This window comes from Pseudoalteromonas luteoviolacea NCIMB 1944, assembly GCF_001625565.1.
GTDB classification, from domain to species: Bacteria; Pseudomonadota; Gammaproteobacteria; order Enterobacterales; family Alteromonadaceae; genus Pseudoalteromonas; species Pseudoalteromonas luteoviolacea_F.
This window is the reverse complement of record NZ_AUXS01000032.1, coordinates 37,075-53,464: the sequence shown is the minus strand read 5'-3', so window position 1 is coordinate 53,464 and position 16,390 is coordinate 37,075. Positions and strand designations below refer to the sequence as shown.

General features: G+C 41.6%; 16 protein-coding genes. 4 read left to right on the top strand and 12 right to left on the bottom strand.

What is annotated here, in order from left to right; all coding sequences use genetic code 11:
• Window positions 1-108 precede the first annotated feature (108 nt).
• Entirely contained in the window at window positions 109-522 is a 414-nt protein-coding gene (locus tag N483_RS11685; RefSeq protein ID WP_023401670.1) for a DUF4826 family protein, read from the top strand.
• On the opposite strand, the gene N483_RS11680 is transcribed toward N483_RS11685, so the two are convergent.
• From N483_RS11680 to cspD, 8 genes are all read right to left on the bottom strand, one after another.
• Window positions 506-964 (bottom strand): GNAT family N-acetyltransferase, encoded by a 459-nt coding sequence (locus N483_RS11680; protein ID WP_023401671.1) that lies wholly within the window; start codon window positions 962-964, stop codon window positions 506-508. The genes N483_RS11685 and N483_RS11680 overlap by 17 nt on opposite strands.
• A gap of 125 nt (window positions 965-1,089) precedes the next feature.
• Window positions 1,090-2,244 (bottom strand): cupin domain-containing protein, encoded by a 1,155-nt coding sequence (locus tag N483_RS11675; protein WP_023401672.1) that lies wholly within the window; start codon window positions 2,242-2,244, stop codon window positions 1,090-1,092.
• 75 nt (window positions 2,245-2,319) lie between these two features.
• Window positions 2,320-3,690: an adenylosuccinate lyase gene (gene purB / locus N483_RS11670; protein ID WP_023401673.1), complete on the bottom strand. Its 1,371-nt coding sequence runs from the start codon at window positions 3,688-3,690 to the stop codon at window positions 2,320-2,322.
• A 37-nt stretch (window positions 3,691-3,727) separates the two neighbouring features.
• Window positions 3,728-4,330 carry a high frequency lysogenization protein HflD gene (hflD, locus tag N483_RS11665; RefSeq protein WP_023401674.1) on the bottom strand — a complete coding sequence of 201 codons (603 nt, stop codon included), beginning with the start codon at window positions 4,328-4,330 and terminating at the stop codon, window positions 3,728-3,730.
• Window positions 4,330-5,430, bottom strand: coding sequence for a tRNA 2-thiouridine(34) synthase MnmA (gene mnmA, locus N483_RS11660; RefSeq protein WP_023401675.1), 1,101 nt, complete (start codon window positions 5,428-5,430; stop codon window positions 4,330-4,332). The genes hflD and mnmA overlap by 1 nt, the downstream gene beginning before the upstream one ends.
• A gap of 79 nt (window positions 5,431-5,509) precedes the next feature.
• Window positions 5,510-6,169, bottom strand: a complete 660-nt coding sequence (locus N483_RS11655; RefSeq protein WP_023401676.1) for an rRNA large subunit pseudouridine synthase E — start codon at window positions 6,167-6,169, stop codon at window positions 5,510-5,512.
• A gap of 116 nt (window positions 6,170-6,285) precedes the next feature.
• The gene (locus N483_RS11650; RefSeq protein WP_023401677.1) at window positions 6,286-8,508 is read right to left on the bottom strand and encodes an NADP-dependent isocitrate dehydrogenase; all 2,223 of its coding nucleotides are present in this window, start codon (window positions 8,506-8,508) and stop codon (window positions 6,286-6,288) included.
• 352 nt (window positions 8,509-8,860) lie between these two features.
• Complete coding sequence (gene cspD / locus N483_RS11645; RefSeq protein ID WP_023401678.1) at window positions 8,861-9,079, bottom strand: cold shock domain-containing protein CspD; 219 nt, start codon at window positions 9,077-9,079, stop codon at window positions 8,861-8,863.
• Window positions 9,080-9,280: 201 nt separating this feature from the next.
• On the opposite strand from cspD, the gene clpS reads away from it, so the two are divergent.
• Both clpS and clpA read left to right on the top strand, forming a co-directional pair.
• On the top strand, window positions 9,281-9,598 hold the full coding sequence (gene clpS / locus N483_RS11640; protein WP_023401679.1) for an ATP-dependent Clp protease adapter ClpS: 318 nt from the start codon (window positions 9,281-9,283) through the stop codon (window positions 9,596-9,598).
• Window positions 9,599-9,626: 28 nt separating this feature from the next.
• Complete coding sequence (clpA, locus tag N483_RS11635; protein ID WP_023401680.1) at window positions 9,627-11,891, top strand: ATP-dependent Clp protease ATP-binding subunit ClpA; 2,265 nt, start codon at window positions 9,627-9,629, stop codon at window positions 11,889-11,891.
• 149 nt (window positions 11,892-12,040) lie between these two features.
• Here the strand turns inward: clpA and infA are convergent, their stop codons facing one another.
• The 4 genes from infA to trxB all read right to left on the bottom strand — a co-directional run bounded on the left by infA (window position 12,041) and on the right by trxB (window position 14,804).
• Window positions 12,041-12,259, bottom strand: a complete 219-nt coding sequence (infA, locus tag N483_RS11630; protein WP_023401681.1) for a translation initiation factor IF-1 — start codon at window positions 12,257-12,259, stop codon at window positions 12,041-12,043.
• An 89-nt stretch (window positions 12,260-12,348) separates the two neighbouring features.
• On the bottom strand, window positions 12,349-13,053 hold the full coding sequence (locus tag N483_RS11625) for an arginyltransferase (protein WP_023401682.1): 705 nt from the start codon (window positions 13,051-13,053) through the stop codon (window positions 12,349-12,351).
• Window positions 13,046-13,762, bottom strand: coding sequence for a leucyl/phenylalanyl-tRNA--protein transferase (gene aat, locus N483_RS11620; protein WP_023401683.1), 717 nt, complete (start codon window positions 13,760-13,762; stop codon window positions 13,046-13,048). Before aat ends, N483_RS11625 begins: the two co-directional genes overlap by 8 nt.
• 91 nt (window positions 13,763-13,853) lie before the next feature.
• Window positions 13,854-14,804, bottom strand: a complete 951-nt coding sequence (gene trxB / locus N483_RS11615; protein ID WP_023401684.1) for a thioredoxin-disulfide reductase — start codon at window positions 14,802-14,804, stop codon at window positions 13,854-13,856.
• 255 nt (window positions 14,805-15,059) lie between these two features.
• On the opposite strand from trxB, the gene pssA reads away from it, so the two are divergent.
• Window positions 15,060-16,385, top strand: a complete 1,326-nt coding sequence (gene pssA, locus N483_RS11610) for a CDP-diacylglycerol--serine O-phosphatidyltransferase (RefSeq protein WP_023401685.1) — start codon at window positions 15,060-15,062, stop codon at window positions 16,383-16,385.
• Window positions 16,386-16,390 lie beyond the last annotated feature (5 nt).

The window sequence follows — 16,390 nt, the reverse complement described above, 5'->3', positions numbered from 1 at the left end:
TTAATTTATGTCTGCGCTTTGGCGTTTCTATGTTGCAAGTCGTTAATGAAATTAATAGAGTTAGAGACAAGTTGAAGCGCGTTAGAATAAAAGTAAGCAAGGTTTATTATGTCAAAATCACAACAGCAGCAGTCACTACAATTGTGGCAAAGAGAGCAACTACAAGCTGCGCAGCGCCATTTGGCAGAAAAAGGAATTATCACCAATAAAATTATTGAAAAAGAGTGCCGCATTTTGCCTCCGGCGATTGCTGTTTGGAAGCTGCAAGACGAAAAGGGAAAAGGGTATTGGGCAATTACAGGGCAAGTTCCTACTGATGCTACAGGAGACAAAGCTGCGAGCAATGCAAGAGAAGCGCTGAGATATTTTTCATATCAATGGCAACTCAAAGCAGACGGCATTATTAACGCTGGTGTTAAAGAGAAAACACAAGTTGACTTTGCTAACTTACTTGTCAACAAAGCTCATGATATATATGCAATTTATAACAACGACAAATTGTGGGCTAGTGTAGCATCGTAAATGGCTCTGAATTTATCATCGAAGCAGGGCACTTAAGACGTTGTCTTGGGATCCCAGCTTCCATAAAAACACCACCTTGTTTGCTGAAGCCTGATTTTACAAAGGTGGGCACTTCTTCCAAAATACATTGCACAAAAACTTCTTTAAGGCCTTTTTGCTGGGCAAGATCTGCTAGGTATCCGATCAAAGATTGATAGGCTTGTCTATTTCGGTGGTCTTTAACAATTGCGATACGGCTTATTAACCCATCACTGCACAGCCTACCTGTACCAACAGCCTGGTGATTTTCATCGCGGATTAAGACATGATCTGCTGTTTTATCATGTTGATCGAACTCAACATGTTTTGGTAAGTGTAATTCGCACACAAACACTCTTTCACGAATTTGGCGCAGCTGTCCCTGAGTTTGTTTCCAACTCACTTTGTCGACGTGATAATTCATGATTACCTCTTAGCGAAAATCATACAACACGCCCTGACGAATAAGGGAAGTTTCAACCCCTATTATTATTTTAGGTGCCAAATATCGTGACACCTTTTTGTATGGTTGGCCCTGTCAGTCAGGCATTAAGACCAAGCTTCGACATAATAAAGCCCGTCGTTTATAAGCGTAGTTAACGTTTGTTTGAATTCCAAGCTCATTAACGCTGGTTTTACCTGTTTAAACAAAAAATTTGTATTATCAGTTAACAACTTTACCTGTTCTAGGTCGGTTTGTGACAATTGATAGGATTCACCGTTTATACTCAATAGTATATTTTCGCCGATGCTTTGGTATATTGCTCGCACACCACCAGCTCGAACTATTGTGTCATCCAGTTCAATTTCTGATTCTAAGTGTTCAGCAACAAGCGCATCCTCTAGAGGGGCCAAATCCATATCGTGTTTGGGTTGGCTGAGATACGTCCCTAGCCACTTGCTAAACAATTCATCATCATGGATCAGACTCGATAGCATCGCTTGTATTTTGGTTTTATCTTGTGTGTTTATTTCACCAAGAGAAGACCTTATAGTCAGCTCTGGATCATTGTATCGCTCTATGCCAGCTTCTTCGTCAATGACATGGTCAGCAAAACTACTGATGAGGTCCTTTTGGTCTGGTGCTCTAAAACCGACAGAATAGTTTAGTGCATTTTCAACAGCATACCCTTCATGAGGGCAGCCCGGAGGAATATACAAAATATCTCCAGGTTCTAAAATATGATCTATTACTGCTTCAAATTGCTCGACTTGTAGTAAGGCTTTATCTTTGGTGAATTGCTTTAAGTTGGCATTTGGCATACCAACGCGCCAATGTCTTTTGCCTTCACCCTGAATGATAAAAACATCATACTGATCTAAATGTGGGCCTACACCACCATTTGGTGTTGAAAAGCTCACCATCAAGTCATCGATTCGCCAATTGGGTATAAACCTGAAAGGGACAAGTAGTTGGGCTGCTGGTGGATGCCAGTGATCAACGGCTTGCACTAATAACGTGCTATTTGTTTCAGTTAGTTTTTCGAAGTTTTCAAATGGACCATGGTGCGCTTGCCAATTTTCGTCATGATTAGTGATTAATCGAGACTCAATGCTGTCTTCCATTGCCAATCCTGCAAGTTCTTCTGCAGACAAGGGGTCCTGAAAGTCTTTGAAACCTCCTTTAATTAACAAGGGTTTTTTTTGCCAGTACTGACTCAAAAACGCTTCTTGAGTCATGTTATTAATAGACAGCTGGTACATATTTTCTCCATAAAAAAAGCGAAAGTTACAAGCACAAAGCTGCTCCTTTCGCTTAATAAAATCTATTTGACTAGATTAGTTTAATTCGTCAATAAACGCTTCAGCACGACCGATATAGTTTGCCGGCGTCATCAACTTCATTTCCGCTTTAACTGAGTCTGGTAAGTCTAAACCATCGATAAAGTCAGCCATGATTTCTTGATTAACACGCTTACCACGCGTTAGCTCTTTTAGCTTCTCATATGGTTTTTCGATGCCGTACTTACGCATCACTGTTTGAATTGGTTCAGCAAGCAGCTCCCAGTTGTCATCCAGTTCAGCTAGAAGACGATCTGCGTTTACTTCTAACTTGCTGATGCCTTTTAGCGTTGCTTGGTATGCAATTAGCGCATAGCCCATACCAACGCCAAGGTTACGTAGAACCGTTGAGTCAGTTAGGTCACGCTGCCAGCGAGAAACTGGTAGTTTTTGTGCTAGGTGAGCGAAAATAGCATTGGCTAGGCCTAAGTTACCTTCAGAGTTTTCAAAGTCGATAGGATTAACTTTGTGCGGCATCGTAGAAGAGCCAATCTCACCAGCAATGGTCTTTTGTTTGAAGTGGTTAAGAGCAATGTAGCCCCAAACATCACGATCAAAGTCTAGTAGGATTGTATTGAAACGTGCAATTGCGTCAAATAGCTCAGCAATGTAATCATGCGGCTCAATTTGCGTTGTGAATGCATTCCAAGTTAGTCCTAGGCTAGTTACAAATGATTCTGCATGTGCATGCCAATCATACTCTGGGTAAGCACTTAGGTGAGCGTTGTAGTTACCAACAGCGCCATTGATTTTGCCTAAAAGAGCGACGTTAGCAATTTGCTCGCGCTGACGTTGTAGACGAACATAAACGTTAGCAAACTCTTTACCCATAGTTGAAGGTGAAGCAGGTTGACCGTGAGTACGAGTCATCATTGGTACTGATTTGTACTCAACTGCTTTTTCTTTGATTGCTGCAAGTAGGTTATCACAGTATGGTAGTAACACCTGATCGCGCGCTTCACTTAGCATTAAACCATGAGATAGGTTATTAATGTCTTCAGATGTACAAGCGAAGTGAATGAATTCATTTACAGCTTGTAGCTCTGCATTATCCGCTACTTTCTCTTTTAGCAAATATTCAACTGCTTTAACATCGTGGTTTGTAGTGCGCTCGATATCTTTGACACGTTGTGCATCTTCTTCACTGAAGTTTGCAACAATGCCGTCAAGTATCGCATTAGCTTCATCACTGAAAGCAGGCACTTCTTTGATTGCGTCTGCTTTTGCTAGAGCTTGTAACCAACGAACTTCAACTGTGACACGGTATTTGATAAGACCGAACTCACTAAAGATACTTCTCAGCTCTTTGGTTTTGCTACCATAGCGACCATCCACTGGAGAGATAGCGGTTAACGCTGAAAGCTCCATAATTTCTCCTAACTAATTGGTTTTTTTGAACGATAATTTATATAAACTGTTGTGCAGTGGCGATAATTTTCTTTTTAGAAAAAAAGAAATGGCGGCGTTTACCACCTAGTTGTCTCCACAACACAGCACTTCTAATTCCTGCCAACAGCAATGCACGTATTTTGTGTTGAATATGGCTTTGCTGAAGTAAATCTGGTTTACCAAATACTTGGATTTTAGGGCCGGCAGGGCTGATAACTTGGGTGTAGATATCAGCGAGTGCACCTAATACTTGTTCGTCGTATACATTAAAATGTAAGGTTTGTCTTTCGACTTGTTCAATGCGTTTGGCCAGCTCTGAAAATACAGCGCTATTTGCAGACAAAGCGCGTTCAAGCTGTAGCAAGCTACCGACGTATTTTACGATTTCAACGTCTTTTTCACCTTCGCTGGATAATTGTGCTACCAAAGCTTGATAGCCACCTTTTAAAGCGAAGTGGTCGTCATAGACGTCCTCTGGGTTTTGAGGTGACGTATTTAGTATACTTTGCAAAAAAGTATGGACTTCGTTTTCGTTAAAAGTGCCATAACGTGCGCATTTTTGAACAAGCTTAGCTATCTGACATATAGCTGCTAATGGAATAACGGCTTTTGGTTGCATTATTTGATCACCGACTCGATGATACCGCCGCCAAGACATGCATCATCTAAGTAAAATACCGCTGATTGACCCGGTGTAACTGCTTTTTGTGGCTCATCGAACAGTACGCGCGCCATGCCATCTTTACCGACCAGCAGAGTACATGGAATATCTTCTTGTCTGTAGCGAGTTTTTACTGTGCAGCGAGTGGTTCCTTGTGGGCCTTCGCGGTCAACCCAGTGCAGTTGATTGGCATTGAGCCCGTTACTATACAGGCGAGGGTGGTCTTTACCTTGACCTACAACAAGGACATTGCGCTCAACATCTTTATCGACGACATACCAAGGCTCGCCAGAGCCTTCCTTCATACCACCAATCAGTAGGCCTTTTCTCTGACCTAGGGTGTGATACATTAAGCCTTCATGCTCGCCGACTTGATTGCCTTCAGCATCTTCAATAATACCAGGTTGAGCAGGAAGGAATTTTTGCAAGAAATCTTTAAATTTGCGCTCACCAATAAAACAGATACCCGTGCTGTCTTTTTTGTTATGAGTGATTAAACCTTGTTCTTCTGCAATGCGGCGTACTTCAGGCTTTTCAATCTCACCGACAGGGAATAGTGTTTGCGCAACGTGTTCGTGGCTTAACGTATATAAGAAATAGCTTTGATCTTTGTTGTTGTCTAAGCCTCTTAGCATTGCAAACTTACCATCACGCTCTTCACGGCGAACGTAGTGGCCAGTCGCTATATAGTCAGCACCTAGTGCTTCTGCTGCAAATTCCAAGAAAGCTTTGAACTTGATTTCTTTGTTGCACATGATATCTGGGTTTGGTGTGCGACCTGCACGGTATTCCTCTAAGAAATACTCAAATACATTGTCCCAGTATTCAGCTGCAAAGTTGACAGTATGCAGTTCAATACCCAGTTTTTCACATACGGCTTGTGCATCTTTTAGATCTTCAGCTGCGGCACAGTATTCATCGTTATCGTCTTCTTCCCAGTTTTTCATGAACAAGCCTTCTACTTGATAGCCCTGTTCTTTTAGAAGGTAAGCTGAAACTGAAGAATCCACGCCGCCAGACATGCCGACAATGACTTTAATGTTACTGTTATCGCTCATAATATCGCTGTACATCTATATGTAATATTTGAAAGGTCGTGAGTATAGCACGCATTTGGCCGCCCTCAAAAGACACTCCCTAGACTTTATTTGGCTGCAAAACCTTATACTGCCCGTTATTTAGACCACTGAGTGTATATTTGCCAATGCTGTATCTAATCAATCGCAAGGTTGGATAGCCAATGTGTGCAGTCATTCGCCGAACTTGACGGTTTCTCCCTTCAGAAATCGTAATACTTAACCACGTTGTGGGAATATTTTTTCGCTCTCGTATTGGCGGATTTCGAGGCCAAATGTCAGGCTCGTCAATGACTTCGACTTTGGCGGGTTTGGTCATGCCGTCTTTTAATTCGACACCTTTTCTCAGCATCTCGAGTGATTGCTCATCGGGCACTCCCTCTACTTGAACCCAATAGGTTTTATCGGTGTTTTTTTTCGGCTCAGTGAGTTTGTGCTGCAACTTGCCGCAGTTAGTCAAAAGTAATAAACCTTCGCTATCGCGATCTAGTCGACCCGCAGCATAGACTGATTTGACATCGATAAAGTCAGCTAAGGTTTTTCGGTGTTGGTCATCAGTAAATTGACATAAAACGTCAAAAGGTTTGTTGAATAAGACAATCTTAACATCCTCAGGCTTGACTGGCGGTTTTTTGGAGCCGTTGGAAGGGCGTCGTCGAGTATTGCCATTGGATCTATTTTTAGGTGATGTGTTTGGGCGCTTGCTATTTTTATGTGTCATAACTCACAGAGGACCAGCATAATTGGGCGCTTATACTAGCAAATATGAGCAGCTACTTCAGCATGAATACGAAAAAAGGCAGCATATTGCTGCCTTTATAATTGAGTTTATTTAACTTATGCGATTAGGTTTAATGCATCGTTAAATAATTTGCTTGGACGCATTGCAGCAAACGCTTTTTCGTCGTTTGGCTGGAAGTAACCTTCTACATCCATCGCTTGGCCTTGAACGTCATTCAGTTCAGCCACGATAGCAGCTTCATTCTCGGTAAGTTGTTTTGCAACTGCTTCGAATTTAGCTTTAAGCTCAGCGTCAGTACCTTGAGCAGCAAGCTCTTGTGCCCAGTAAAGAGAAAGATAGAAGTGGCTACCACGGTTATCTAGCTCATTTACCTTACGAGAAGGTGATTTGTTCTCATCAAGGAATTTACCTGTTGCTGCGTCTAGTGTATCAGCAAGTACTTGCGCTTTAGGGTTGTTAGTTACTTGGCTTAGGTGCTCTAGAGAAGCAGCTAGTGCAAGGAATTCACCTAAAGAGTCCCAACGTAAGTGGTTTTCTTTTTCGAATTGTTGAACGTGCTTAGGCGCAGAACCACCAGCACCAGTCTCGAATAAGCCACCGCCGTTCATTAGTGGAACGATAGAAAGCATTTTCGCACTTGTGCCAAGCTCAAGGATTGGGAATAAGTCAGTTAGGTAGTCACGTAATACGTTACCAGTTACTGAAATTGTGTCTTGGCTGTCTTTCATACGCGCAAGTGAGAACTCAGTCGCTTCAACAGGTGCAAGAATACGGATGTCTAAGCCATCTGTGTCGTGCTCTGGCAGGTATGCATTAACTTTCTTGATTAGCTCAGCGTCGTGTGCACGCGCTTCATTTAACCAGAATACAGCAGGTGTGTTAGATGCGCGAGAACGGTTAACTGCTAGCTTCACCCAGTCTTTGATAGGTGCATCTTTAACCTGACACATACGCCAAATATCGCCTTGCTCAACGTTGTGTTGAAGAAGCACGTTATTAGCTTGGTCAACAACGCGGATCACACCGTTTGAAGGTGCTTCAAACGTTTTGTCGTGCGAACCGTATTCTTCTGCTTTTTGTGCCATAAGACCAACGTTAGGGATAGTACCCATAGTACGAGGGTCGAATGCGCCATGCTCTTTACAGAAGTCAATTGTTGCTTGGTAAACACCAGAGTAACAACGATCTGGGATCACAAAGCTAGTGTCTTGTTGCTTACCATCAGCGTTCCACATTTGGCCGCTTGTACGGATTGCCGCAGGCATAGATGCATCAATGATAACGTCACTTGGAACGTGTAAGTTAGTGATACCACGATCAGAGTCAACCATTGCGATGCTTGGGCGAACGTCGTATACAGCTGCTAGATCAGCTTCGATTTCTGCGCGTTTTGCATCATCTAATTTAGCAAGTTTGTTGTAAACGTCACCAATACCGTTGTTTACGTCAACACCTAGTTGCTCGAAAGTTTCGCCATGCTTTGCGAAAACTTCTTTGTAGAATACTTTTACCGCGTGGCCAAAGATGATTGGGTCAGAAACCTTCATCATGGTTGCTTTCATGTGAAGAGAGAAAAGTACGCCTTTTTCTTTAGCAGCCTCTACCTCAGCTTCAAGGAAGCTGCGAAGTGCGCTAACACTCATGCGAGAAGCATCAATGATTTCGCCAGCTAGTAGTGGAGTGCTTTGCTTCAATACGTTCACGGTACCGTCAGCTGCAACGTGTTCAATACGTACATCAGTTGCTTCTGCTACTGTTGTAGATTGTTCTGAACCGAAGAAGTCACCTTCGCTCATGCTTGCTACATAAGATTGAGAGTCAGCAGACCAAGCGCCCATTGAATGTGGGTTTTTCTGTGCGTATGCCTTAACAGAACCAGGTGCACGACGGTCTGAGTTACCTTCACGTAGTACTGGGTTTACCGCGCTACCTTTGATCTTATCGTAAGTTGCTTTGATAGCAGCTTCTTTGTCATCTTTCGGCTCTTCTGGGTAATCAGGTAGTGCGTAGCCTTTCTCTTGTAGCTCTTTAATCGTTGCTTTAAGTTGAGGGATTGAAGCACTGATATTAGGTAATTTGATGATATTTGCTTCTGGCGTCTTAGCAAGTTCGCCTAGCTCAGACAGGGCGTCTGCGATTCTTTGTTCTTCAGTAAGAAACTCAGGGAAGTTAGCGATCACACGACCAGCTAAAGAGATATCTCTTGTTTCTACTTCAACACCAGCTGCTTTTGTGTAAGCTTGGATCACAGGCAGCAAAGAATAAGTTGCTAAAGCTGGTGCTTCATCGGTTTTTGTATAAATAATTTTTGATGTCATCATCATTCCTAGATAGTTTTGGGTCAATTAGACCGTTCAACAATAAGCAAGATCTTGCTAACTTTTGTTACCCAACGTTATTTTGACGATTGAGTGACAAAAAAATTAGCTTTAAATAAAAAGCTTAATCTCTTTGTAATTAGCAAGTTTGTTAGTTATTCCTACTGAAGTTAGGGAATAGAAATAACTAACAGACCTGGACATCGGCAGGGATTGTACCAATCTAATCGGAATGCTGCTAATGCAATTTACTTAAGATATAGAAAAATATGTTACAAGGGGGATTTATAGTGAGAAAAAAGAGATGAAGCGAGCAACTTGCGTAGCTCGCTTTTAGAGCCTTGAGAATTTGCTATGCCATTTCACCAACTTTCGGTGCAATATTAGTAGCATGTAAGCCCTTAGGCCCTTCCTGTAGCTCGAATGTTACATCTTGACCAGCTTTAAGCGTCTTGTATCCATCCATTACAATCGTCGAGTAATGTGCAAAGATATCTTCGTCACTGCCGTCTTCTACGATGAAACCAAACCCTTTGGCGTTGTTAAACCATTTGACTTTTCCGCAAGCCATACTTCTACATCCTTCTATAAGTTGACTAATTAAGTTAATCTAACCTTTGAAATTTGCTAAGCTGTCCATAACATGAACAACTAGGACTAGAATGTAGTTTAAATAACCATACAGTCAAGTTTTTTAGTGCAGTTTTTTAACATTTTATTTATTTTTTAATTCAAGTTTGCTTGAGTATATAAGACAAGACTATATTTAATTATGAGTGGGATAAAAGATTCAGGTGTGTTGGAAGAGGTCAAAGACCTAGAGAAGCAAAAACTTCAACCACCGAAAAAGTACAAAGTAATTTTAAACAATGATGATTACACGCCGATGGATTTCGTCATCGAAGTGTTAATGACTTTTTTCAACATGGATAGCGAAAGAGCAACTGAAGTGATGTTGAAAGTACATCACGAGGGAAAAGCGGTATGTGGAATGTATCCTGCAGACATAGCCCATACAAAGGCTGAGCAGGTGAACAGATACGCTCGCGATCATGAGCATCCGCTCCTGTGTAGCTGTGAGCAAGAATGACCTTATTTATTCTCGTTGGGGGTTGCCAATGCTAAATAAAGATTTAGAAATTACACTTAACACCGCGTTTCGTGAAGCTCGTACTCGTCGTCATGAATTTATGACGGTGGAGCATTTATTACTTGCCCTAATCGATAATCCTTCGGCAAGTGAAGCGCTTAATGCCTGTAGCGTAGATACTGACAACCTTAAAAGGGAACTGTCAGAGTTTATTGATGAAACAACGCCAATTATTCCTGAGTTAGAGGAAGACCGGGAGACTCAACCAACGCTTGGATTTCAGCGTGTATTACAAAGAGCAGTGTTTCATGTGCAGTCTTCAGGTAGAAACGAAGTAACTGGCGTCAATGTTTTGGTAGCTATTTTCTCAGAGCAAGAGAGCCAAGCTGTATATTTACTCAAAAAAGCAGATGTCAGTCGATTAGACATCGTTAATTTTATTAGTCACGGTATTTCAAAATCGGACGATGATCCTGAGCCAGAAGAGCATGAGGATATCAACGAAGAGGGAGCAGAAGTACAAAGCGACGAAAAAACCAAGCTTGAAAACTTTACTGCAAACCTCAATGTACTGGCTAAAGCGGGGCAAATAGACCCCTTAGTTGGTCGCGATCAAGAAGTTGAAAGAACCATCCAAGTGCTATGTCGCCGTAAGAAAAATAACCCATTACTTGTTGGAGAGGCTGGGGTAGGTAAAACTGCCATTGCTGAAGGGTTGGCGTATCGTATCGTGAATGATCAAGTACCAGAAGTCATCGAAGATGCAGTAGTCTATTCTCTTGATATGGGCGCATTGCTTGCTGGTACTAAATACCGAGGGGATTTTGAAAAGCGTTTTAAAGCACTTTTAAAAGAACTGCAAGCCAAACCGAACGCCATTTTATTTATTGACGAAATTCATACAATTATCGGTGCGGGTGCTGCATCTGGTGGGGTAATGGATGCGTCGAATTTAATTAAACCGCTGCTTTCCAGTGGTAAGCTGCGCTGTTTGGGCTCAACAACTTATTCTGAATTTAAGAACATTTTTGAGAAGGACAGAGCGCTGGTTCGTCGCTTCCAAAAAATTGACGTAGTCGAGCCTAGTGTTGCTGACACGGCCAAGATCCTGTACGGCTTAAAAGAACGTTACGAAGAACATCATGGTATTCGCTACACCCAAAAAGCGCTGAAAGCCGCAGCTGAATTGAGCGCAAAATATATCAATGAGCGCCATTTGCCTGACAAGGCGATAGACGTAATTGATGAAGCGGGTGCAAATCAACGTTTATTACCTATGTCTAGGCGTAAAAAGACCATAGGCGTTGCTGACATCGAGCAAATTGTTTCAAAAATTGCACGTATTCCGCAGCAAAATGTGTCATCAAGCGATAAAGAAGTACTTAAAAATCTTGATAGAAATCTGAAAATGCTTGTGTTTGGTCAAGATGAGTCTATTGATGCGCTTACATCGGCTATTCGTTTATCACGCTCTGGCCTTGCGAATGAAGAAAAGCCAATTGGATCTTTCTTATTTGCTGGCCCGACTGGAGTTGGTAAAACAGAAGTGACTAAGCAGCTCGCTAAATGTATGGGCATTGAGTTTATACGTTTTGATATGTCTGAATACTCTGAGCGACATGCTGTGAGCCGTTTGATTGGCGCGCCTCCTGGCTATGTTGGCTTTGAGCAAGGCGGTTTGTTGACCGACTCAGTCATTAAACATCCTCATGCTGTTGTATTGTTAGATGAGATTGAAAAAGCCCACCCTGATATTTACAACATACTTTTACAAGTGATGGATCATGGTACGCTGACAGACAACAATGGTCGTAAAGCTGATTTCCGAAACGTGATTTTTGTTATGACAACAAATGCAGGTGTTCAAGAGACAGTGAGAAAATCGATTGGATTCCAACAGCAAGATCACTCTCATGACGCGATGATTGAAATCAACAAGGTATTTACACCTGAATTTAGAAACAGGTTGGACAATATCATTTGGTTTAATCACCTCGAAAAAGAAGTTATTTTGCAGGTTGTTGATAAGTTCATTGTTGAGCTGCAAGCTCAATTAGACAAAAAGTCTGTTAACTTAGAGCTGACTAACGAAGCGAGAGATTGGATAGCTGACATTGGCTATGACAAAGCAATGGGTGCACGTCCGATGGCACGCGTTATTCAAGACAACCTTAAAAAACCGTTGGCAAATGAAATCCTGTTTGGTTCTTTAATTGACGGCGGTAACGTGAAAGTGACTGTGAAAGGCAATGCTTTGGAGTTTGATTTTGAGCAGGAGTTAGTTTCTGCATAACAATCGCTAACTTTTAAAGTCTTAGGATCGGCTGGCGTAGCTGGCTGGTTCAATAAAGACAGTGTACAAGCAAAAAACCTAGCCAATTGGCTAGGTTTTTTGCTACATACGTCTTATAGCATCAAATAGATGCTGGCGAGACGGTAGAATTAACGCGCACGGAAAACGATGCGTCCCTTACTTAAGTCGTAAGGAGTTAACTCTACAGTGACTTTGTCACCTGTTAAAATACGGATGTAGTTTTTGCGCATCTTACCAGAAATATGTGCCACAACAACGTGACCATTTTCTAATTCAACACGGAACATTGTATTTGGTAATGTTTCAAGGACCGTGCCTTGCATTTCAATAACGTCTTCTTTCGCCATTTGGAGCGTATCACCTCTATATAAGTTTATCGTTGGAGATTTTGCCCAAAAGCACACAATAAGTAAAGGTAAGAGCTTAAATTAGTAACTTAAATATTTGTCCAAGTATCTTCTTTAAGCTGTTGAGCTGGCGCAAACTGCTTTTTGTAGCGCATTTTTTTACATTCGTCTATTTGGTAACCTAAATATACAAAATCCTTATTTTCAGAATGCGCGAGGTTAAGCTGCGCCATTATCATGATAGTGCCTAAACTTAAGTGTTCGTAATCCGGGTCAAAAAAAGTGTAGATCGCAGATAACGCATTAGGCATAGTATCGGTTACAGCGACGGCAACGAGCTTTTTCTCATGCCAAAGTTCAATAAATGAAATCGGCATCCAACGACAAAACAGAAAGCTTTCATACTGTAATCTATTTGGCGGAAACATTGTGCCATCACTGTGCCTTTGGTTGATGTACTTTTCATACAGCGGAAAGTAATTTTCCTTCTCTTGATAGCTTACTTTGACTGAAAAGTTACTATCTATCTTTTTGTATTTACGTTTTTGTGATTTGGAAGGCACATATTCTTTTGCAAGTACCCTGACGGACTGGCATGCGCTACACATAGGACAGTGGGGGCGATAGATTTGATCTCCGCTACGCCTAAATCCCAGAGATAATAGCGCCTCAAACCGAGGTGCCGTATAGCATTCGTTATCCAATATTACGAGCAGTTGCTCTTTTCTGTCTGGCAGATAGCTGCAATCAAATTGTTGACTGAGGCCTATTTTAGAAGGAAAGTGTTCAGTCATATATTGCCCCTATGTCTTGTGGTAGCCACATGGTGCTTGCAGGGTGATAGTCACTTGCTTCTTTTAGTTTAGTCAAAAATTCTTCTCTAGGAATGACTTTTGCGCCCATAGAGCTTAAGTAAGGGTTATCGAGCTGGCAATCAATAAAGTGAGCATTGTGCTTTTTAAGCCAATTCACCAGCGCCCACATGGCCAACTTAGACGTGTTTGGCAGGTTGTGAAACATTGATTCACCGCAAAATACGCCAGAGACCATAATGCCATATAACCCACCAACGAGTTGGTTATCTACCCACACCTCTACACTGTGAGCGAACCCTTCTTTATGTGCTTGGCAATATGCTTTAAGCATACTTTTGTTTATCCATGTCCCTTCTTCATTGAGCCTTTGGGTACGACACTGGGAAATCACCTGCTCAAAGGCATGATTTATGGTCACTCGGGGGTTGAGTCTATTTTTAGCCTTTTTTAAGGTGCGACCAATATGAAAATCTTCTAACGCCAATATACCTCGCTCGCTAGGTGACCACCACATTATGGGTTCTCGCTCATTAAACCAAGGAAAAATACCTTGCTGGTAAGCTTTTTTTAATCTTAATGTGTTCAGGCAGCCGCCAATAGCCAATAGGCCATCAGGTTCTTTTAATGCAAAGTGGCAAGGTGGAAAGATGTAATCAGTTGGCGATAGGTGAAACAGCTGTTGTGTCATAAGTGACTTTAGTTTTGTGTCAAAAGTTCGCTAAGACAAGTTTAGCAAATTAAGGGGTGAAGCACGCCATGATTTATGGCGTGCGGTGGCATTATTTTAGGTTATCTAAATAACGCTCAGCATCTAGTGCAGCCATACAACCTGTGCCCGCAGAAGTAATTGCTTGGCGGTAGATATGATCTGAAACATCACCAGCAGCAAATACACCTTCAACACTTGTTTGCGTCGCATTGCCGTTTAAGCCTGATTCAACAACTAAATATCCATCTTTCATTTCAAGCTGGCCTGCAAACATGTCGGTGTTTGGCTTATGACCGATTGCAATGAACACACCAGCTAGATCTAGGTCTTCAGTTGCGTCTGATTGAGTGTCTTTGATTCTGATGCCAGTAACACCCATGTCATCACCCAGTACTTCGTCTAACGTACGGTCGAAGTGAAGAACAACATTTCCGTTTTTCGCTTTTTCCATTAGGCGGTCAGATAAGATTTTTTCACTGCGGAAGCTGTCTCTGCGGTGAATAACGTGTACTTCATCTGCGATGTTTGAAAGGTATAGTGCTTCTTCAACTGCAGTGTTACCACCACCTACTACAGCAACTTTTTGGCCTCTGTAGAAAAAGCCATCACATGTTGCACAAGCAGAAACACCGCGGCCTTGGAAGGCTGTTTCAGACTCTAGACCTAAGTACTTTGCAGATGCGCCAGTTGCGATGATTAGAGCATCACAAGTATAAGTACCTTGATCACCTGTTAGTGTAAATGGACGCTTTGTCACATCTACTTTATTAATATGGTCAAAAATGATCTCTGTTTCAAAGCGCTCCGCATGTTCTTTCATACGCTCCATTAGAGCAGGTCCTGTTAAACCGTGTGCATCACCAGGCCAGTTTTCTACTTCAGTTGTTGTTGTAAGCTGACCACCTTGCTGCATACCCGTGATTAAAACCGGGTTTAAGTTTGCACGCGCTGCATAAACAGCCGCAGTGTAACCAGCAGGGCCAGAGCCAAGGATCAATAGTTTACAGTGCTTCTCACTCATGAATTTCTATCCTAAAATTTAGTATTAGCATTACAATGATGCCGATTCTAAGTAAATCAACCCAGAAGTAAAATAAAAATCAAATAAAGCAAATTTCGAAATTCTAAACTTGTCAAATATAGTGTACTTGATGGAAAAGTAAGCCAACAAAGCTGAAATTGTCGGATCTTCATGACCTTTCTATTTTTTTTTGTTATGTTTGAAGGAATTTTTTTTGCTACTAAATTATCAGTAGCCCAAGATTAAAAGGTGTATATGGCATTTTGGCAGGACAACTCCGGCTTTGCTTTACAAGCAGACAGCTGTAAAGTCTTAACAGACGCTAAGCATTATCACAGTGAACTTTTGTCTCTGATCAGTAAAGCAAAGCAGCGAATTTATATCGCAGCACTTTATTTACAAGATGACACTGCTGGCCAAGGCGTATTGGCTGCGCTACATAATGCGTCACTGCAGAATCCAGAGTTAGAAATTAAAATACTGGTAGACTTTCACAGAGCACAAAGAGGTCTTATTGGTGAAGCTAAGTCCGAGGGAAATGCACGTTTGTACTGTGATTACTTGGAAAAGTTTAACTCTAATGTAGAAGTTTACGGTGTGCCTGTAAAAGCGAAAGAGCTTTTTGGTGTGTTGCACCTTAAAGGGTTTGTGATTGACGATACCGTACTGTACAGCGGTGCGAGTATTAACGATGTATATCTACATCAAGAAGACAGATATAGACTTGATCGCTATTTCCTTATCGAAAATGTGATGCTGGCTAACAGTTTTACCGACTTTATTGAAAAGCATCTAATAAGCTCAGAAGCGGTCCCTCGTATCGACACTCGGCCTTTAACACCTTTTAGTGATATTAAATTGGCGCAGAAAAAGTTAATGCGTTCACTGAAGCGTGCCAATTACGATATGTCCAAGGCAACCGAATCAACAGACTTAAATGTTCGTGCATTCCTAGGGTTTGGACGCAGAACAAATAAGCTGAATAGATTGATTAAAACCTTGTTTGATACAACAGAACAAGAGTTGATCCTATACACGCCTTATTTCAACTTTCCGGCTCCATTACTTCGTTCGTTGCGCCGTTTACTCAAGCAAGGTAAGTCTATAACCATTGTCGTTGGCGATAAGACGGCAAATGACTTTTATATTGCGCCAGATAAGCCATTCAGCCGCATTGGGGCTTTGCCTTATTTATATGAGCGAATCTTACACAAGTTTTTAAAGTCACAAAAAAGGTATATAGAGCAGGGGTTGCTCAATGTTTATCTTTGGAAAGATGGGGACAACTCATTTCATTTGAAAGGTATCAACCAAGACAATCAAGTTCATTTGATGACTGGGCATAATTTAAACCCAAGAGCATGGGGGCTAGACATTGAAAATGGCATTTTAATTGAAGATAGAAATCAAGTATTAAAGCCATTTATCGACGATGAGAAAAACGCGATTTTATCGCATTGCAGAAAGTTAAGTGGGCCTGATGACATTGAAACCTTGCAAGATTACCCTGCACCGGTGCAAAAAATATTAGGGCAGGCTAAGCGCGTTAAAGTCGACTTTATCATTAAAAAGTTTATTTAAATCTG